We start from the raw sequence: 18,669 nt of genomic DNA on the forward strand, positions 1-18,669 counted from the left end.
AAGAAACGCAAGTTCTGCTTTGCCAGCGATCGGCGGAAAATCGCCTCCATCGAAGACGCAGCTCAAGGAAATTGCGCGATGAACATTCTGACTCGACTGGCAATGATCGCCCTGCTGATGGGCGGGTTGGTGACCGCACCGGCTTATGCAGACGACGCCCGGTCGTGTCACCTGCAACCCATCACCGCCAGCGCCTCGGCGTTGCAGCACACGCAGACCGTAGGTGTGTTGTTGAGTGAAAACACCTTGCAGAACCTGCAATACCTGGAGCGTTACCACGACATGGCGCTGAACGGCGCGAAAGACGCACTCGACTCGCGAATCCGTGATGCCTTTGTCGGCAGCTCCGACCCGGAACTGGCCCTCGACTGGCTGGTGAGTTCGCTGCAGCAGCAGTTCGTCTCGGTGACTGTTTACGACAATCTGGATGAGCTGGTTCAGGCCCATCCGGACGTGGTGGTCAAGCTCGACACCTTCAATCGCTTGCTGACCCAGCGCAACAGTCTGGTCGAGGCGCGCTTCTCAGCACGGTTCTACGACGCCGATCTGCAGTACATCGGCAAGGCGGAAGGGGCGATCGAGCGAGAGCTGCCTTCGGTCTGGGTGCACAACCAGGCGGCGCCGCAAATCGCCGCACAGATCAATCAGCAGCGTGACCTGCAACTCAACGCGCTGAAGCAATTCGATGTGTCGCTCAAGGCGCTGGTGGCGTCGAGCTGATTCTCAAAAATTTAATGGCAGCGGCGATGCCGTGAAGTCGAGCCGCTGCCGGTTGAACCGAACCTTTATTTTCAGGATTACCCCGATGCGTCCTTTATTCGTGCCTGTCATGGCTTTGGCTTCCTTGTTGCTCGCTGGTTGTGCTTCGGCGCCGAACGATCCGACCCTGACGTTGCAGACCAGCAAGACGCCTGCGCAGTACGCTGAGTGTGTGGTGCCGAAGTTGCAGGGCAGTGCGTTGAATCCGACGGTTTCGCAGAGTCAGCGCAGTTATCGGATTGTGGTGCCGAGCAAGGTGTCGGCGGATAACGTGCTGGAGGCGTACAAGGCGGGGAAGGGTGGCAAGGTGTTCATTTATGAGCGGCATTTGCTGGCGTCGAATTTGTTGCCTTCGAGTTTTGAGCGGGCGGCTCAGGATTGCATTTGATCTGAGCGCTTGGGTGGTTTTTTACAGAGCTCCTTTGGTTGGCCGCAACCAACCAATTTTTTCGCCCCACACTGGTTTTCCGGTTGTGGGGCTTTTTTTTTTGGCTTGGCGGCCTTTGGGCCGACCATGCTCTTCGGGTTTTGGGTGTATATCCGTTTTTTTGGGTGTTGCGGGTGGCGGTTCCGCTCTTACAGCGGGTCACTTTGGCAAACGCCCCAAAGTAACCAAAGGTCTGTGCCCTGACGTTCGGCCCGCTCGCTTAGGCTCGGGGTTCCTTCGCTGCGGGATCGATCCTGGCGCAGCGGCTCCGGCTTGCTTCGCTGCACCTCCTTCCGCTGTGTACGACTGCGTCGTACGGTCGCTGCGCTCCCACGCCCGGATCAATCCCTGCGCTCAGCCTGCCGACGGGCTCCAGGATCAAAAGCGGAACTCGAGCTAACGCTCATCGTATTGGGTGGCGGGGCGGCCTGCCTGGTTTGATTTCGCTTTTCTGTGGGAGCGAGCCTGCTCGCGAAGGCGGCCTGACAGCCTACCTGTTTTTGAGTGGAGCGCGATCCAACTGTAGGAGCTGCCGAAGGCTGCGATCTTTTGATCTGGCCTTTGCTTTTGCTTTTCTGTGAGAGCAAGCGTGCTCCGAAGGCGGCCTGACAGCCGACCTGGTTTTTACCGAATTCACTCGATCAAAACTGTAGGAGCGAGCCTGCTCGCGATAGCGCCATACCAGACAACCGCTGACTGACCCGCCGCCATCGCGAGCAGGCTCACTCCTACATTGGACGTTGGGTGTTGGTCGGACCCCGTTCACGCCGCCAAACCTGTGGGAGCGAGCCTGCTCGCGAAGGCGGCCTGACAGCCGACCTGGTTGTTACTGAATGCACCCGATCAAAACTGTAGGAGTGAGCCTGCTCGCGATAGCGCCATACCAGACAACCCATCGCTGACTGACCCGACGCCATCGCGAGCAGGCTCACTCCTACATTGGACGTTGGGTGTTGGCCAATTCCTGATCACACCACGAAACCTGTGGGAGCGAGCCTGCTCGCGAAGGCGGCCTGACAGCCGACCTGAATGTTACTGAATGCACTCGGTCAAAACTGTAGGAGTGAGCCTGCTCGCGATAGCGCCATACCAGACAACCCATCGCTGACTGACCCGACGCCATCGCGAGCAGGCTCACTCCTACATTGGTATTTGGGTGTTGGTCGGACCCCGTTCACGCCGCCAAACCTGTGGGAGCGAGCCAGCTCGCGAAGGCGGCCTGACAGCCGACCTGGTTGTTACTGAATGCACTCTGTCAAAACTGTAGGAGCGAGCCTGCTCGCGATAACGCCATACCAGACAACCCATCGCTGACTGACCCGACGCCATCGCGAGCAGGCTCACTCCTACATTGGACGTTGGGTGTTGGCGGATTCCTGATCACACCACAAAACCTGTGGGAGCGAGCCTGCTCGCGAAGGCGGCCTGACAGCCGACCTGGTTTTCACCGAATTCACTCGATCAAAACTGTAGGAGTGAGCCTGCTCGCGATAGCGCCATACCAGACAACTCATCGCTGACTGACCCGACGCCATCGCGAGCAGGCTCACTCCTACATTGGACGTTGGGTGTTGGCCAATTCCTGATCACACCACAAAACCTGTGGGAGCGAGCCTGCTCGCGAAGGCGGCCTGACAGCCGACCTGGTTGTTACTGTATGCACTCGGTCAAAATTGTAGGAGCGAGCCTGCTCGCGATAGCGCCATACCAGACAACCCATCGCTGACTGACCCGACGCCATCGCGAGCAGGCTCACTCCTACATTGGTATTTGGGTGTTGGTCGGACCCCGTTCACGCCGCCAAACCTGTGGGAGCGAGCCTGCTCGCGAAGGCGGCCTGACAGCCGACCTGGTTGTTACTGAATGCACTCGGTCAAAACTGTAGGAGTGAGCCTGCTCGCGATAGCGGTGTATCAGACAACTCATCGCTGCCTGACCCGCCGCCATCGCGAGCAGGCTAACTCCTACATTGGTATTTGGGTGTTGGTCGGACCCCGTTCACGCCGCCAAACCTGTGGGAGCGAGCTTGCTCGCGAAGGCGGTAGCGCTCCGTTTGCGCCTTTACCCAGTCACACACCCCACCGGCACGTTCCCGGCGAAGCTATCAAGCAAGCTCGCCACTACCATTTCCCCCATCCGTGTGCGGGTCTGCAATGTGGCGCTGGCCCGATGCGGTTGCAGCACCACCTGTTCGTTGCCAAACAATGCTTCCGGCACATTGGGTTCATCAACGAAAACATCCAGCGCGGCGCCAGCTATATCCCCCGCAGACAACGCGGCCACCAGATCCACTTCGTTCACCAGTTTGCCCCGCGCCACATTGACCAGATAGCCATCCTTGCCCAATGCCTGCAGCACTTGCGCATCGATAATCGCTTCGCCCTTGTCCGCCGCAGCGGCGAGGATCAGGGCGTCGCTGTCGCGGGCCAGTTGTTTGAGGTCGGCGACGAAGGTGTGGGGGACGTCGCTCATCGGGTGCAGATCGGTGTAGCTGATCGGGCAGCCGAAGGCGGCGGCGCGGGTGGCGATGGCGCGGCCGACGCGGCCCATGCCGACGATGCCGATGCGCATCCCGGAGACTTGTCGGGCCAGGGGCAGCGGGGCGAGGGGGGTTGGGCTTTGCGGCCATTGGCCGGAGCGTACGTAGCGGTCGCTGGTGCACAGGCCGCGGCAGACCGAGATGAGCAGGCCGATGGCGAGGTCGGCGACGTCTTCGGTGAGGGCGCCGATGGTGGCGGTGACGCGGATGCCGCGGTCGCGGGCGTAGGCGAGGTCAACGGCGTCGGTGCCGACGCCATTGACCGCGACCACTTCCAGTTTCGGCAGTTGCGCCATCAGCGCCTGGCTGATGCCGGTGTGGCCGCCGGTGATCACGCCGCGGATGTTGGCGCCGTGTTCCTTTATATAAGCGGGCTTGTCCGTCTGCTGGAAGTAGCGGCGTACGGTGAAGAGTTCTTCCAGACGCGCGTTGATTTGCGGGATCAGGATCGGGCTCAGTTGCAGGATTTCTGGCTTCATGGCTACCTCGTTACACAATAAAAAGGCCGGCTCAACCGCGGCCGGCAAACGGCATGGCGCTGGCCATGACGGTCATGTTCAGGACGTTGGCCGACAGCGGCAGGCCAGCGATGTAGCGCACCGCGTCGGCTACGTGTTTGACGTCGACCATGGGTTCGACGGCGATGCTGCCGTTGGCCTGGCGTACACCTTTGGTCATGCGCACCGACATTTCCGTGAGCGCATTGCCGATGTCGATCTGGCTGCAGGCGATGTTGAATTCGCGGCCGTCCAGTGCCAAGGATTTGGTCAGGCCGAGCACGGCGTGTTTGCTCGCGGTGTAGGCGCTGCTGAACGGGCGCGGTGTGTGCGCGGAAATCGAACCGTTGTTGATGATCCGTCCGCCCTGTGGCTGCTGTTTGCGCATCAGTCCGAACGCGCCACGGGCGGAGAGGAAGACGCCGTTGAGGTTGGTGTCGATCACGTTGCGCCATTGCTCGAACGTCAGTTCATCCAGCGGCACGGCGGGGGCATTGACCCCGGCGTTGTTGAAGACCACATCGAGGCGGCCGTAAACCTCGGCAATTGTCGCAAACAGCACGTCGACACTGGCCGGATCACGCACGTCAGTGGGTACCGCGAGTGCTTGATGACCTTGGCTCTGCGCCAGCTCGACCAGCGCTTGCAAGGGCTCGGGCCGGCGACCGGCGAGCACCAGGGTGAAACCGTCAGCCATCAGGCCCAGCGCCACAGCGCGGCCGATGCCACTGCCGGCGCCGGTGACCAGCGCGACTTTCAAAGGGGTGGTCATATTGTTGTTCTCCTTTACTTAGAATCCGACGGATCAGGGCCGTGGGCCGACGCGCATTTGCAATTGACCGATGCCGTCGATGCCAGCGCTGATCACGTCGCCCGGTTGCAGGCTGTCAACGCCGGCGGGGCTGCCGGTCATGATCAGGTCGCCGGCGCGCAGGGCCACGGATTGCGAGATGCGGGCGATCACTTCGCTGACCGACCAGATCTGGCTGTCGAGGTTGTCACGCTGGCGTTCTTCGCCGTTGACGTTCAGCCACAACTCGCCCTCGGGATGGCCGGAGCGGCTCACCGGGACGACGGCGGTCATCGGCGCGGCGCCGTCGAACACCTTGGCGCCTTCCCACGGCAAGCCGTTGCTCTTGGCCGCGCGCTGCACATCGCGGCGGGTCAGGTCGAGGCCGGCGGCGTAGCCCCAGACGTAGGCGAGCGCCTGATCCTCGGGAATATTGGCGCCACCTTCGCCGATAGCCACGACCAGTTCGATTTCATGGACGAAGTCCTCGCACACCGAAGGAAAGGCGACGTCGCCGACGGCATCGACCACGCAGCTCGCCGGTTTCATGAAGAACACCGGTGGCTGGCGCGACTGGCCTTGAGTGTCCGGCCATGGGTAGTTGCGGCCGACACAGAACACCCGGCCGACGGGGAAGCGCTGCTCGCTGCCGAGCACCGGCAGGGTTACGGGCAGATCCGGGGTAAAGACGTATTCAGTCATGTTCATCCTGCGGGTCATCCTGTTTGAAAGGGCAGCGTACGGCGGCTCGCGTCGGTGAAGTTGGACGAAAGCCGCCTGCGTTTGGACAAATCCGGTTTTTTCCGCTCAGCGCACCTTCAGTTCGATGCGATAAAGGCGCCCGAGCAGCAACGAATAGGAGAGGGTGCCGATCAGCGCCACGCCGCCAATGAACCAGAAGGCATAGGCGAAGGTCCCGGTGGCGTGGACGATGGCGCCGATCACGATCGGCGTGACGATGCCACCGATGTTCGCCGCCAGGCTGGTGATCCCGCCAGTGAGGCCGATCAGCTCTTTCGGTGCCACTTCCGAGACCGCCGCCCATGACGAGGACGCGATGCCTTGGGCGAAGAAAGCGATGGTCAGCACGGCGATGCAGATCAGGTTGGAGTCAGTGAAATTCACCAGCACGATCGACATGCCCAGCATCGAACCGACCACCAGCGGCAACTTGCGCGCAAACGACATCGAGTAGCCGCGACGGATCAGCAGGTCGGAAACGATGCCGGCCAGCAGGATCCCCACCGTCGCACCGACGAAGGGCAGCACGGCGAAGATCCCGGCCTTGATCATGGTCAGTTTGCGTTCTTCGATCAGGTAGGTCGGGAACCAGGTGAGGAAGAAGTACAGCGCCGAGGTGCTGGCGAATTTGCCGATGCAGATCGCCCAGATCTGCCGATAGCTGAACAGCTCGGCGATCTGCCGCCAGTTGAAACGGGTGCGTTCCTGGCTGCTCTTGACCAGCCCGCCGCCGGTTTCGATGTACTTCAATTCTTCCTGACTGACTTTTTTGCAGTTCAGCGGATCGCGATACAGGTACAGCCACAGCACACCGAAAACAATGCCGAGTGCGCCGGTGCTGTAGAACACGTGGCGCCAGTCGAAGGTGGTCGCCAGCCACAGCAGCGCGCCGGTGAACAGCGCCGTGCCGAGGTACTGGCCGCACACGTAAATGCTGCTGGCCAAGCCGCGTTCCCGCGCCGGGAACCACACCGTCACCGCGCGGCTATTGGCCGGAAAGGCCGGAGCTTCCATGGCGCCGACCGCCAGGCGCAGGCCGAACAACGAAGCGAAACCGGTGGCGAAGCCTTGGCAAACGGTGACGGTCGACCAGCTGATCAGCGAAACGCCATAGGTGAAGCGCGAGCCAAACCGATCAGCGATAAACCCCGCCGGCACCAGCGCCAGTGCATAGGTCCAGGCGAACGCGGAGAAGATCAGGCCCATCTCGATCTTGTCCAGGCCCAGATCCTTGGCCAGGAACGGCGCGGCAATCGAAATGTTCACCCGGTCGATGTAATTGATGATCGTCGCGATCAGCAGCAGCGAAAGCATGAACCAGCGCCGCCGGGTGGGCAGACGCTGCGCCGAAACGGCATCGCGTGCACCGGCAATCACCGGCGGCACCGTGGCACTGGAAGAATGGGAGTTGGACATGCGGTGACCTCGTTATTGTTAGAAGAGTCGAGATTTTTCGAGCAGCCGATGCCGTTGCCCGTAGGTGTGGGGCAAGGCAATCGAGCGGGTTGCAGCGCGGGTTTCAGACGTTCAGGAACGTCTTTCTGCGATTGACTTCAAGGGGAGGTCGGGCGGGGCGGCGAGGGGGGAATAGCAGGATCATGACGTGCGCACCTTTGATTGTTTTTGAAAGAGGTTTAGCTGCGTTGTCATCACAGTGGTCGTACAACGGTTCTAAATCAACCGGCGGGTTAGAACGTTTTTTCTTCAAAAAAGTGAATTGGGCGAACCTGTCCAAAAAGATAAATACGATCTGTCGTGATAATAAACATCATGTAGCCATCTTAACTACCTGATAAATAACGGTTATCTCTATTTCTATGGCAAGGCGGTTTTTGGACATGCGCATCACGAGACTTCTTTCAAAAAATCCAATGTCATCGTATGACTCATTGCCGCCCACCGCTCAACCCTGCAAGATGACAGGCGCCACCTCACCGCCCGGAGGACCTCCCGCCCATGTCTTCACCCAGCCGTATTCCGACCTACGTCATGCAGCAGCGCAGCGAATTGACCGACTTCTACATTCGCGACAAAAAGGGTCGGCGTGCCGAAACCGCGCCTCACCGGCATGAGTATTTTCAGATCCAGATCAACCTCGGTGGCGACACCGTGCAGCACATCGGCAGCGTGCAGCGGCCGTTCCCGCGCAACACCCTGGCGTTCATCCTGCCCCATCGCGTGCATGTGATTCCGCATCCCGAGGACAGCAATTTCATCGTCATCAATTTTTCCCAGACATTCCTCTTGCCACATCTGCAATGCGACCCGATGGATCTGGAAGAGGTGTCGATCCTGCTGGCGCCGGAGCTGTCGCCGTTCCGCTTTCAGGAGCATCTGGACTTCATTCTGGGCGATGAGGAGTTTGCTCAGGTCTGTGGCTTGATCGAACAGATGCGCGCGCTCGATGAGAACCGTCAGTTCGGCACACGGGAAATGCTCAAGGGGCTGTTGCTGCAGATGATTGGCAGCGTGTGTTTTCTCTATGCCGAACCGCTCAAGCGTCTGGCGGAAGAGAATGCCGCCGAGAACAGTCGTCGCGACGCCTTGAGCCGCATGTTCGAGTACTTGCGCAAGAACATCGCCGATCCTGATCTCAATCTGATCAAGGTTGCCGCCGCGACCTATCTGTCACCGACCTACCTGACGCACTGGCTGCGCAAGGAGATCGGCAAGACGTTCACCGAGCTGGTGCTGGAGCGGCGCATGCACGCCGCACGCAACTTTCTGCTCAACAGCACGCGCTCGGTGGGCGAGGTGGCGCGGTTGTGCGGGTTTGCAGATGAGGCCTATTTCTCCCGACGTTTTCGCCAGATTCATGGCCAGCCGCCGGGGCAGTTTCGTCGGCGTCAGCTCAACCCGGACACGCCGCAGACACCATTGAACACTTAGACCCGCGCTCAGACCCACTTGAAGCGCGCAGGGAAGCGCGCCACGAAACAGGTGCCTGCTTCGCTGTCAGAGGTCACGCTCAGCGTGCCGTTGTGCGCATTGGCAATTTGCCCGGCAATGTACAGGCCCAATCCCAGACCTTCATTGCGCTGACCCGCTTCGGAACGCGAGAACGGTTCGAACAGCAGCGGCATCAGCGCAGGTGGAATCGGCGCGCCTTGGTTAGTCAGCGAAATGACCATCTCGTCGCCCTCGGCAAACGCCTTGAGCACAATCGGCTGTTCCGTCGAGCCATGGGTCACGGCGTTGCCCAGCAGGTTCGACAACAGCTGGCTGATGCGCAGCGGGTCGCAATAGACCCCGGTCGGCACTTCAAGCGAATCAATGAACTGCGCCTGCGGGTACGCCACCTGGATCTCGTCCAGGGTCTGGCGCAGCGTTTGCTGCAAGTCGTCCACCAGTTTGCGCTGCACCGGAATTCCGCTGCCGAGTCGGCCGCGGGCGAAGTCGAGGATGTTTTCGATCAACACGCCCATGCGTACCGAGCTGGTGCGGATCGCCGACAGCAGCGTGCGCGAGCGCTTGTCCTCGGCCTTGCTTTCGAGCAGGTCGGCACTCATGCGAATGGCGCTCAGCGGCGTGCGCAAATCGTGCCCCAGCACCGCAATGAATTGCTCGCGCAGACGGCCCATTTCGTTGGCATCGGCCAGCGCTGTTCTGGTTGCCTGCAGATGACCTTGGGTATCCAGGCTCATGGCGATCAGTTGGGCGAAGAGGGTAAGGGTCTTTTCGATGGCCGGTTCGTCGAGATTTGCCGGCACCGAATCGATGGCGCACAGCGTGCCGAAGAATTCACCATCGGCCTTGATGATCGGAATCGAGATGTAGCTTTCCAGCCCGTAGGTTTTCGGCGTGTGATGCGTGGAGAACAGCGGGTGCTGACTGGCGTGGCCGAAGATCACCGGCTGATGGTGCTGACGGATCTCATGACAAATCGTCGATTCCAGTACCAGTTCGCCGCCGGGCAACAGGCCGAAGTCTATCGAGTCATCCACGGCGCAAGCGATCCACTTGCTCTCGGTGACCCGCGCTACGGCGGCGAAGCGCATGCCGGTCATGTGCTTGACCATGCTCAGGATCACCGGCACGGCGTCAATGCTGCCGATGGCTTCGAGGTCGGAGGAAAAATCTGTCTGGGGCATGGCCGGCGCCTCGCGAAAGTGTCGCCAGAGACTATCGGTTATTGCCGGCCATGCCTAATGAACGTGCAAAAAAGGGGCCGGGAAAACTCCCGGCGCCCATTGTGCGGCGCGCTGAGCCTGGCGACTCAGAACTTGTACTTGGCCGTCATCATGTAGCTGCGCGGCGTGCCGTAGTTGTCGGTCGAGCCCCAGGTCACGTCAGTACCGATGGACGAGTAGTACTTGCGATCGAAGATGTTGTTGGCGTTGACCTGCAGGTCGAGGTGCTTGTTGACCTCGTAACCGGCCATCAGGTCGGTGACCGCGTAGCCGCCCTGTTGCAGGCGATAGCTGCTGCCACTGGCCAGGGCGATGTCGTTGTACATGCGGCTCTGCCAGTAGACGTTACCGCCCACACGAAGTTTTTCCAGTGGACCTTTGAAGCGGTACACAGTGGAGACCTTGAACAGGTGCTCGGGCATGTCGGTGTCGAACTTCTGATTATTGTTCGCCGGGTTTTCGTCCTTGATGTAGTGGGCGCGGGTGTAGGTGTAGCCGGCGCCGACTTGCCATTGCTCGGTCAGCGCACCTTGCAGTTCCATGTCCACGCCCTGAGCGCGGACCTTGCCGGAGGTTTCGTAGCAGGTCAGTTCCGGGCAGCCGAGCTGGGTCGCCGCCTGGGTGGCGCGGTTGGTCTGGTCCATCTGGAACACCGCCACGCTGCCGTTCAGGGCGCCGTCGAAATATTCGCCCTTGATGCCGACTTCGTAGTTTTCACCGACGATCGGTTCAAGCACTTTGCCGCCGAGGTCTTTCTGGGTTTGCGGGGTGAAGATATCGGTGTAGCTGGCGTAAACCGAGTGATGGTCATCAAGTTTGTAGATCAGGCCGGCGTATCGGGTCAGGTTGCGCGTGACCTTGAAGTCGCCGTCGGCAGTGCGATCGTCGTAGTCATACCAGTCCAGACGACTGCCGAGGATCAGCGTCAGCGGATCGGCCAGGCTCAAGCGGGTGGTCAGGTAAACCGCGTCCTGGGTGGTGACGTTGCGCGACTTGCCGCTGCGCACGAAGTCAGGCTTTGGCGCGCCAATCGGCAAGCCTGTGTCGTAGGGCGAATATTCCTTGGTGGTGGCGTCGTACACACGATTGCTGGCGCCGACTACCAGTTCATGGGTGCGGCCGAATGCTTCGAACGGGCCGCTGGCAAAACCGTCGAACGCGCGTTGCTTGTCGGTGTGGTGCGATTGGTAGGCGGTGGTTTCCAGCGGGTCGTCGTAGCGCGACAGGTATGTGCCGGAGAATTCGCCCTCGAGCGTTGAAGTCGAACCGCCGAGGTGCAGTTTCCAGTCGTTGTCGAACCGGTGTTCGACTTCACCGAACACGGTGTCGACCTGCAGCTTGCGGTTTTCCCAATCGGTGCCCGGATAGGTGGAGCGGGGCAAGTCGAGGTGGTGGCCGTCTTCGCCGATCGGCAGGCCGCCCCAGAAATAGTTGGTCTGGTCGTTCTGCCGGGAGAAGCCGAGCGTCGCGGTGGTGCTGTCGCTCAGGTCGGCTTCACCGATAGCGTAGAATAGACCGTGATCGTTTTCTTCCTTGTCGCGGAAGCTGTCGGCGCCCTGATACGACGTCACCACACGGCCACGCAGCGTGCCGCTTTCGTTCAGCGGGCTGGAGGCATCGACTTCGCCACGGTAGTCATCCCAGCTGCCCGCGGCGCCAGTGAGGGTCACGCGCTGGTCGGCGGTCGGACGTTTGCGCACCATGTTGATCGCCGCCGACGGGTTGCCGGCACCGGTGACGAGGCCGGTCGCACCACGGACGATTTCCACCCGGTCGAACATCGCCAGGTTCGGCTGGACCGCGAGGGTGAACGGCGAATACGAGCTGGGCAGGCCGTCGTACATGATGTTGTCGATGTCGAAACCGCGCGCCTTGTAAGTCTGCCGACCCGGGCCGCTGGCCTCGCTGAGGAACAGCCCCGGCGTGCCACGCACCACGTCGTTGACGCTGGTCATGTTCTGGTCGTCCATGCGCTGGCGAGTGATCACCGTCACCGCCTGCGGCGTTTCGCGCATGGTCAGCGACAGCTTGGTCGCGGTCTGCATCGGGCCGGTGGTGTAGGACTGCGTGTCTTCGGTGGTGCTGCTCATCTGCGTAGCGCCGATTTCGGTCGCTTGCAGCTCCAGCGGGCCATTGGCTGGCGCGGTGGAGGCGGTTTCTTCGGCGAAGGCAGGTGCGATGGTGGCCATGCCGATGGCAATTGCGAGGAGGTTAGGTGAAAGGTTCGAACGGCGGTGAATGGTGTGAAACGACATCTATCTGCTTCCCCAGGATTGCCCAAACGACACTGATGCGAGTGCATGTAAGAATTATTCGCATTAGTATGTAGGAAGTTTCCGGGGGAATAAACCCGTACGAGTCAGTTAGTTAATGATTTTTTCACAATTGAATCTGGTGGCTTTTCAAACAAAAGTGGGAGCGAGCCTGCTCGCGAAGGCGGTGTGTCATTCAACAGATGTGTTGTCTGATACTCAGCTTTCGCGAGCAAGCTCGCTCCCACAGGGTTATGCGGTGTCTGGAATCAATCCAGATCCTGCGCCCCATGCCGCTCCGGCACCTGACTGTCTTCCTCGCCCCAGGTGCGGTTCACCCGTTGTCCACGCACGACCGCCGGGCGCTTGGCGATGTCTTCCGCCCAGCGCTGCACATGGGTGTATTCATGCGCCGCGAGAAATTCCGCCGCCGAGTAAACATTGTTGCGCACCAGTTGCCCGTACCAGGGCCATACGGCGATGTCAGCGATGGTGTAGTCGTCGCCGGCCAGATAGGCGTTGTCGGCGAGACGGCGGTTGAGCACATCCAGCTGCCGTTTGGCTTCCATGGTGAAGCGGTTGATCGGGTATTCGAGCTTCTCCGGCGCATACGCGTAGAAATGCCCGAAGCCACCGCCCAGGTACGGCGCCGAGCCCATTTGCCAGAACAGCCAGTTGACGGTTTCGGTGCGACCGGCCGGGTCTTTCGGCAGGAAGGCGCCGAACTTTTCCGCCAGATACAGCAGGATCGAGCCAGACTCGAACACCCGGATCGGCGGCTCGACGCTGCGGTCCAGCAGCGCCGGGATTTTCGAGTTCGGGTTGACTTCGACAAAGCCGCTGGAGAACTGATCGCCCTCGCCAATGCGGATCAGCCACGCATCATATTCCGCCTCGGCGTGCCCGAGCGCGAGCAATTCTTCGAGCATGATGGTGACCTTGACGCCGTTGGGCGTGGCCAGCGAATACAATTGCAACGGATGCTTGCCGACCGGCAGTTCTTTGTCATGGGTCGGACCGGCGATCGGGCGGTTGATGCTGGCGAAGTGGCCGCCGGAAGGGGCTTCGTGTTTCCAGACCTTGGGCGGAACGTAAGACGCGTTGCTCATGAAACGGACCTCGTCGATGCTGGGAGAGAACAGGTAGACACCGTAGGGAAAATTTCCCGCGCATGCCAGCCCTCAACCCAAATCCCCTGTATGAGTGAGCCTGCTCGCGATAGCGGTGTATCAGCTAGAGAAGTAGTGACTGATACACCGCTATCGCGAGCAGGCTCACTCCTACAGGGTTAGGTGGTGAACCATCAAATCCAATACCGACCGACAGCACCACCGGTTCCCTGCACCGGATCACTCTCGGGAAACGCCAGCCCCTCGATCCGCGCCAACTGCTCATCACTCGGCGCCTCCCGGCAGATATCCGCCTGCTGCCCCGGCGGATACGCGCCCACCACCAGAAAATCCTCACTCGATCCCAGATTGCAGTGGCCGGTCCCGGCCGGCAGCAGCAACACATCCCCGGCACTGACTTCGACCTCCTGCCCATCAGGCCCGCCCAACATCAGCCGCGCCTGACCCGCCGCCACGCCAAGCACTTCATGGCCTTCGGTGTGGTAGTGGTGATAGTCGTAAATGCCGTAGCGCCACTGCGCTGGCCAGCCGTTGGTGCCGAAGGTGTGCTCGAAGCGTGCCGCCGGATCATTGCCCTCGATGGCCACCGCGCTGCGATAGATCAGCACCGGCAGACGCGGATTGTTCGGCACCCAGTCATTACGCTGGAGCAACAGGGTCTGTACTTCAGTCATGGCCAATCCTCCTTCGATCATTTCTCAATCGACCACAGGGCAGGGCGCACGCCTCAAAAAAACATTGCTGCGTAAACACGGGGCCAAAGTCCATGCCCGGACAATCCAGCGAAACTTCACCGCGAAGCGGGCTGTCCAGACCCTTACATGTCCATGCAGCAGCAAATGGCGAGGGTCAAGATGACGATGACAGTAGGTGATTTTCTGGTGGAACGGCTCAGCGAATGGGGCGTGACGCGAATTTTTGGCTATCCGGGCGATGGCATCAACGGCGTGTTCGGCGCCATGAGCCGGGCCAAAGGCAAGATCGAATTCGTTCAGGCACGGCACGAAGAAATGGCTGCGTTCATGGCCTCGGCGCATGCCAAGTTCACCGGCGAGCTGGGCGTGTGTATCGCCACCTCCGGTCCCGGCGCTTCGCACCTGATCACCGGGCTCTACGATGCGCGCATGGACCACATGCCGGTGCTGGCCATCGTCGGTCAGCAAGCACGTACAGCGCTAGGCAGTCACTACCAGCAGGAGCTGGATCTGGTGTCGATGTTCAAGGATGTCGCCGGGGCTTTCGTGCAGCAGGCTTCGGCGCCTTCGCAAGTGCGTCATCTGCTTGATCGCGCAGTGCGTACCGCCGTCGGCGAGCGCCGCGTCACCGCGCTGATTCTGCCCAATGATTTGCAGGATGTGCCTTACGAACAACCGGCGCGCGCCCATGGCACCGCGCACTCCGGCGTTGGTTACAGCAAGCCCAAAGTCGTGCCTTATGAAAGCGATCTGCAACGCGCCGCCGAAGTGCTCAACAGTGGCGAGAAAGTTGCGATTCTGGTCGGTGCCGGCGCGCTGGAGGCGACCGATCAAGTGATCGCCGTGGCGGAAAAACTCGGCGCGGGTGTCGCTAAGGCGCTGTTGGGCAAAGCGGTGTTGCCCGACGATCTGCAATGGGTCACCGGGAGCATCGGCCTGCTCGGCACGGAGCCCAGCTACAAGCTGATGAGCGAGTGCGACACCTTATTGATGATTGGCTCAGGATTCCCGTATTCCGAATTTCTGCCCAAGGAAGGTCAGGCGCGCGGCGTGCAGATTGATCTGCAGCCGGACATGCTCAGCCTGCGTTATCCGATGGAGGTCAATCTGGTCGGTGACTCAGCGGAAACCCTCGCCGCGTTGCTGCCGCTGCTGGAACAGAAAACCTCGAACAAATGGCGCAAGAAGGTCGAAGGCTGGCGCGGCAGTTGGGAGAAAACCCTGGAAAGACGCGCCATGGCCAAAGCCGATCCGGTCAACCCGCAACGGGTCGCCTACGAGCTGTCACCGCGCTTGCCCGAGCAGGCAATCATCACCAGTGATTCCGGCTCCTGCGCCAACTGGTTCGCCCGCGACCTGAAAATCCGTCGTGGCATGAAATGCTCATTGTCCGGTGGCCTGGCTTCGATGGGCGCTGCGGTGCCGTATGCAATCGCAGCCAAATTCGCCTATCCGGAGCGCCCTGTCATTGCGCTGGTCGGTGACGGCGCAATGCAGATGAACAACATGGCCGAACTGATCACCGTCGCCAAATACTGGCGGCAATGGCAGAGCCCGAAATGGATCTGCGCGGTGTTCAACAACGAAGACCTTAATCAGGTGACTTGGGAGCAGCGGGTGATGGAGGGCGATCCGAAGTTCGAGGCGTCGCAGAGCATCCCGGATGTGCCGTATCACCTGTTCGCGATTTCCATAGGCCTCAAGGGCATTTTCGTTGATCGCGAAGAAGACGTAGCGGCGGCATGGGAGCAGGCGCTCGCCTCGGAAGTGCCGGTGCTGATCGAGTTCAAGACCGACCCCAACGTGCCGCCACTGCCACCGCACATCAAGCTTGAGCAAGCGAAGAAATTCGCCACGACGTTGCTCAAGGGCGATCCGGACGAAGCCGGGGTGATCGTGCAGACCGCCAAGCAGGTGCTCGGCGCTGTGCTGCCGGGCAAGAAATGACGGTGTGCGCTTGAACGAGCCCTCGATATTCATCGGTTGCGCCGGCTGGAGTCTCGGGCGCGAGCACTGGCCGGCATTCCCCGCCGAGGGCACGCACCTGCAACGCTACGCGGCGCGCTTGAACTGTGTGGAAATCAACAGCTCGTTCTATCGCCCGCATCGGCGACAGACCTACGAGCGCTGGGCCGATTCGGTTGCGCCAGACTTTCGCTTTGCCGTGAAGGTGCCCAAGCTCATCACCCATGAACAGCGGCTCGCGGACAGCGCGGCCGCGCTCGATGAGTTTTTCGGACAGTGCGAAGGTCTGGGCGACCGCTTGGGATGCCTGCTGGTACAACTGCCGCCCAAGCTTGCGTTCGATGAGCCGGTTGCCGAGGTGTTTTTTCGAACCCTGCGCGAGCGTTTCCGGGGTAGCGTGGTACTGGAGCCGCGACACGAATCGTGGACTGGCGCCGAGGCAATGTTAGTGGACTTGCAGATTGCTAAGGCGGTGGTCGATCCGTCGCGGATCAGCACCGACACTGCGCCGGGCGGCTGGCAAGGCCTGCAATACTGGCGCCTGCACGGCTCGCCGCGGATTTACCACAGCGCCTATGACGAGGCTTATCTGCAACGTCTTGCGCAGAACCTGCAGAGCGCGAGCGGCGAGGGCAAAGACATCTGGTGCATCTTCGACAATACCGCCAGCGGCGCTGCGACTGCGAATGCGCTGGTTTTGAGGGCGTTGATCGAAGGCAGTAAACGCTGAAACAACGACGCTTGCGCAACCCACACAAACCATCCGGCTACAGGTAAACTCCGCGCACTTTTTCAAGGAGTTCACATGAGTTACTACCAGCCGGGCATTCTCGCCACCCCTGTTCCTGCGCAAGCACGTCATCTGTTTTTCGCCCTGGCGTCGATTGAAGCCTTGCCGCAAGCGATCGACAAGCTGCTGATGCTGGTGGATGGCAAGTCGGCGGTGGTTGGCTTTGGTGAGTCTCTGACCAAGGCGCTGAATGTAGAAATCGACGGCCTGCGCAGCTTCCCGGCTCTGACCGGCGTCGGCGTCGAGAACCCGTCGACCCAGCACGCGTTGTGGGTCTGGTTGCACGGTGACGACCGTGGTGAACTGCTCAACCGTTGCAATGCCTTCGAAGCCGCGCTGGCCCCGGCCTTGCGTCTGGTGCAGATGCAGGAAACTTTTCGTCACAAGAATGGCCACGACCTCACCGGTTACGAAGACGGCACGGAAAACCCGCACGATGACGCTGCTGTGGCCGCGGCGCTGCTGGGCTCGGGCGCTGGCGCTGACGGAATGGTCGGTAGCAGTTTCGCCGCGATCCAGCAGTGGCAGCACGACCTCAAAGGTTTTCACCGGTTGTCCGCCAGCGAGAAGGACGACATCATGGGCCGTCGCTTGAGTGATAACGAAGAAATCGACGACGCACCGGTTTCTGCTCACGTCAAACGCACTGCCCAGGAAAGCTTTGCGCCCGAGGCGTTTGTCGTGCGCCGTTCGATGCCGTGGATTGAAGGTGATCGCGCCGGGTTGATGTTCCTTGCCTTCGGTTTTTCCCTGGATGCGTTCGAAGCGCAACTGCGACGCATGAGCGGACTGGAAGACGGTATTGCCGATGGCTTGTATCGCATCAGCCGGCCGATCACCGGAGGCTATTACTGGTGCCCGCCGCTCAAGGAGGGTCACCTTGATCTGCGCGCCTTGCGCATCGGCTGAGGACAGGCAATGAACGTAGTACGTTGGGGCATGATCGGTTGCGGTGATGTAACAGAACGCAAGAGTGGGCCGGCCTTCTACAAGGCTCCCGGTTCGGCGCTGGTGGCGGTGATGGGCCGGCGCCTCGAAGCCGTAACCGATTACGCTGTACGTCACGGTATCAATCGCGTCTACACCGATGTCGATGCGCTGATCAACGATCCTGACGTGGACGCGGTGTACATCGCCACACCGCCCGACAGCCACTACGCCTACAGCCTGAAAGTCGCCGCCGCCGGCAAGCATTGCTGCGTGGAAAAACCCATGGCACTTAATGCCGGGCAAAGCCGCGAGATGCAGCAAGCGTTTGCCGCTGCCGGCCTGCACCTGTTCGTCTCTTACTACCGCCGCTCGCTGCCACGCTTTGCGCAAGTTCGCCAATGGCTGGAGGAGGGGCGCATCGGTCAAGTTCGGCATTTGAGCTGGACACTGACCAAAGCGCCGACGGCGATGGACCTTGAGGGCGGCGCGAACTGGCGTACCGATCCGGTGCTGGCCGGCGGCGGTTACTTCGCCGACCTGGCGAGTCATGGCTTCGATCTGTTTCAGTATCTGCTCGGTGACATCGTCGAAGTCGCCGGTTTCACCGCGCATCAGGCGGGTTTGTACGCGGCGGAAGATGCGGTAAGTGCCAGTTGGCGATTCGCCTCCGGGGCGCTGGGCATGGGCTGCTGGAACTTTGTCGCGGACCGGCGTGAGGATCATGTCGAGATTATCGGCAGCGCCGGGCGGATCGGTTTTTCCGTGTTTGATGACCATCCCGTGCAGTTGCGGGCCGATGAACACATCAGCCTGGAAATTGCCCATCCCGAGCATATTCAGTGGCACCACGTACTGGGAATGAACGCGCATATCCGCGGCGACTCGATATACCCCGCAGTCGCCGAGCAAGCCGTCAAGACCGACTGGGTCATGGATCAGATTCTTAAACGCTAAAGTCAAAAGATCGCAGCCTTCGGCAGCTCCACAGGGGAATCGCATTTCCAACTGTAGGAGCTGCCGAAGG

General features: G+C 60.7%; 15 protein-coding genes. 7 read left to right on the top strand and 8 right to left on the bottom strand.

What is annotated here, in order from left to right; translation table 11 throughout:
* The first annotated feature begins 78 nt into the window (after positions 1-78).
* Positions 79-720 carry a class II glutamine amidotransferase gene (locus J2Y90_RS17560; RefSeq protein ID WP_253501099.1) on the top strand — a complete coding sequence of 214 codons (642 nt, stop codon included), beginning with the start codon at positions 79-81 and terminating at the stop codon, positions 718-720.
* 85 nt (positions 721-805) lie between these two features.
* A complete protein-coding gene (locus J2Y90_RS17565) occupies positions 806-1,147 on the top strand; it encodes a hypothetical protein (RefSeq protein WP_253501102.1) in 342 nt (113 codons plus the stop codon).
* A 2,100-nt stretch (positions 1,148-3,247) separates the two neighbouring features.
* On the opposite strand, the gene J2Y90_RS17570 is transcribed toward J2Y90_RS17565, so the two are convergent.
* From J2Y90_RS17570 to J2Y90_RS17585, 4 genes are all read right to left on the bottom strand, one after another.
* Positions 3,248-4,204, bottom strand: coding sequence for a 2-hydroxyacid dehydrogenase (locus J2Y90_RS17570; protein WP_253501105.1), 957 nt, complete (start codon positions 4,202-4,204; stop codon positions 3,248-3,250).
* Between the two features lie 31 nt (positions 4,205-4,235).
* Positions 4,236-4,994 (bottom strand): SDR family oxidoreductase, encoded by a 759-nt coding sequence (locus tag J2Y90_RS17575; protein WP_253501108.1) that lies wholly within the window; start codon positions 4,992-4,994, stop codon positions 4,236-4,238.
* Positions 4,995-5,027: 33 nt separating this feature from the next.
* A complete protein-coding gene (locus tag J2Y90_RS17580; protein WP_042610294.1) occupies positions 5,028-5,720 on the bottom strand; it encodes a fumarylacetoacetate hydrolase family protein in 693 nt (230 codons plus the stop codon).
* A 99-nt stretch (positions 5,721-5,819) separates the two neighbouring features.
* Complete coding sequence (locus J2Y90_RS17585; protein ID WP_253501111.1) at positions 5,820-7,169, bottom strand: MFS transporter; 1,350 nt, start codon at positions 7,167-7,169, stop codon at positions 5,820-5,822.
* A 540-nt stretch (positions 7,170-7,709) separates the two neighbouring features.
* Between J2Y90_RS17585 and J2Y90_RS17590 the strand changes: the two genes are divergently transcribed.
* On the top strand, positions 7,710-8,642 hold the full coding sequence (locus J2Y90_RS17590; RefSeq protein WP_253501114.1) for a helix-turn-helix transcriptional regulator: 933 nt from the start codon (positions 7,710-7,712) through the stop codon (positions 8,640-8,642).
* A gap of 8 nt (positions 8,643-8,650) precedes the next feature.
* On the opposite strand, the gene J2Y90_RS17595 is transcribed toward J2Y90_RS17590, so the two are convergent.
* The 4 genes from J2Y90_RS17595 to J2Y90_RS17615 form a co-directional block, all read right to left on the bottom strand.
* Positions 8,651-9,844, bottom strand: coding sequence for a GAF domain-containing sensor histidine kinase (locus J2Y90_RS17595; RefSeq protein WP_253501118.1), 1,194 nt, complete (start codon positions 9,842-9,844; stop codon positions 8,651-8,653).
* Between the two features lie 125 nt (positions 9,845-9,969).
* Positions 9,970-12,138 (bottom strand): TonB-dependent siderophore receptor, encoded by a 2,169-nt coding sequence (locus J2Y90_RS17600; protein ID WP_253501123.1) that lies wholly within the window; start codon positions 12,136-12,138, stop codon positions 9,970-9,972.
* 266 nt (positions 12,139-12,404) lie between these two features.
* On the bottom strand, positions 12,405-13,244 hold the full coding sequence (gene yghU, locus J2Y90_RS17610; RefSeq protein WP_253501129.1) for a glutathione-dependent disulfide-bond oxidoreductase: 840 nt from the start codon (positions 13,242-13,244) through the stop codon (positions 12,405-12,407).
* A 194-nt stretch (positions 13,245-13,438) separates the two neighbouring features.
* Positions 13,439-13,939 carry a cupin domain-containing protein gene (locus J2Y90_RS17615; protein WP_253501132.1) on the bottom strand — a complete coding sequence of 167 codons (501 nt, stop codon included), beginning with the start codon at positions 13,937-13,939 and terminating at the stop codon, positions 13,439-13,441.
* A gap of 180 nt (positions 13,940-14,119) precedes the next feature.
* Between J2Y90_RS17615 and J2Y90_RS17620 the strand changes: the two genes are divergently transcribed.
* The 4 genes from J2Y90_RS17620 to J2Y90_RS17635 all read left to right on the top strand — a co-directional run bounded on the left by J2Y90_RS17620 (position 14,120) and on the right by J2Y90_RS17635 (position 18,599).
* Positions 14,120-15,907 carry a thiamine pyrophosphate-requiring protein gene (locus J2Y90_RS17620; protein WP_253501137.1) on the top strand — a complete coding sequence of 596 codons (1,788 nt, stop codon included), beginning with the start codon at positions 14,120-14,122 and terminating at the stop codon, positions 15,905-15,907.
* Positions 15,908-15,917: 10 nt separating this feature from the next.
* Entirely contained in the window at positions 15,918-16,655 is a 738-nt protein-coding gene (locus J2Y90_RS17625) for a DUF72 domain-containing protein (protein ID WP_253501141.1), read from the top strand.
* Between the two features lie 75 nt (positions 16,656-16,730).
* Positions 16,731-17,624, top strand: coding sequence for a Dyp-type peroxidase (locus tag J2Y90_RS17630; protein WP_253501144.1), 894 nt, complete (start codon positions 16,731-16,733; stop codon positions 17,622-17,624).
* Positions 17,625-17,633: 9 nt separating this feature from the next.
* Positions 17,634-18,599, top strand: coding sequence for a Gfo/Idh/MocA family protein (locus J2Y90_RS17635; RefSeq protein ID WP_253501147.1), 966 nt, complete (start codon positions 17,634-17,636; stop codon positions 18,597-18,599).
* Positions 18,600-18,669 lie beyond the last annotated feature (70 nt).

The sequence above is a fragment of the Pseudomonas koreensis genome (genome assembly GCF_024169245.1).
Taxonomy (GTDB): Bacteria; Pseudomonadota; Gammaproteobacteria; order Pseudomonadales; family Pseudomonadaceae; genus Aquipseudomonas; species Aquipseudomonas koreensis_F.

What these genes read in the sequence shown, in the direction of transcription:
- yghU (WP_253501129.1), bottom strand. Translation starts at nt 13,244, where the DNA reads ATGAGCAACGCGTCTTACGTTCCGCCCAAGGTCTGGAAACACGAAGCC.
- J2Y90_RS17570 (WP_253501105.1), bottom strand. Translation starts at nt 4,204, where the DNA reads ATGAAGCCAGAAATCCTGCAACTGAGCCCGATCCTGATCCCGCAAATC.
- J2Y90_RS17580 (WP_042610294.1), bottom strand. Translation starts at nt 5,720, where the DNA reads ATGAACATGACTGAATACGTCTTTACCCCGGATCTGCCCGTAACCCTG.
- J2Y90_RS17630 (WP_253501144.1), top strand. Translation starts at nt 16,731, where the DNA reads ATGAGTTACTACCAGCCGGGCATTCTCGCCACCCCTGTTCCTGCGCAA.
- J2Y90_RS17595 (WP_253501118.1), bottom strand. Translation starts at nt 9,844, where the DNA reads ATGCCCCAGACAGATTTTTCCTCCGACCTCGAAGCCATCGGCAGCATT.
- J2Y90_RS17565 (WP_253501102.1), top strand. Translation starts at nt 806, where the DNA reads ATGCGTCCTTTATTCGTGCCTGTCATGGCTTTGGCTTCCTTGTTGCTC.
- J2Y90_RS17585 (WP_253501111.1), bottom strand. Translation starts at nt 7,169, where the DNA reads ATGTCCAACTCCCATTCTTCCAGTGCCACGGTGCCGCCGGTGATTGCC.
- J2Y90_RS17560 (WP_253501099.1), top strand. Translation starts at nt 79, where the DNA reads ATGAACATTCTGACTCGACTGGCAATGATCGCCCTGCTGATGGGCGGG.
- J2Y90_RS17575 (WP_253501108.1), bottom strand. Translation starts at nt 4,994, where the DNA reads ATGACCACCCCTTTGAAAGTCGCGCTGGTCACCGGCGCCGGCAGTGGC.
- J2Y90_RS17635 (WP_253501147.1), top strand. Translation starts at nt 17,634, where the DNA reads ATGAACGTAGTACGTTGGGGCATGATCGGTTGCGGTGATGTAACAGAA.
- J2Y90_RS17600 (WP_253501123.1), bottom strand. Translation starts at nt 12,138, where the DNA reads ATGTCGTTTCACACCATTCACCGCCGTTCGAACCTTTCACCTAACCTC.
- J2Y90_RS17615 (WP_253501132.1), bottom strand. Translation starts at nt 13,939, where the DNA reads ATGACTGAAGTACAGACCCTGTTGCTCCAGCGTAATGACTGGGTGCCG.
- J2Y90_RS17590 (WP_253501114.1), top strand. Translation starts at nt 7,710, where the DNA reads ATGTCTTCACCCAGCCGTATTCCGACCTACGTCATGCAGCAGCGCAGC.
- J2Y90_RS17620 (WP_253501137.1), top strand. Translation starts at nt 14,120, where the DNA reads ATGACGATGACAGTAGGTGATTTTCTGGTGGAACGGCTCAGCGAATGG.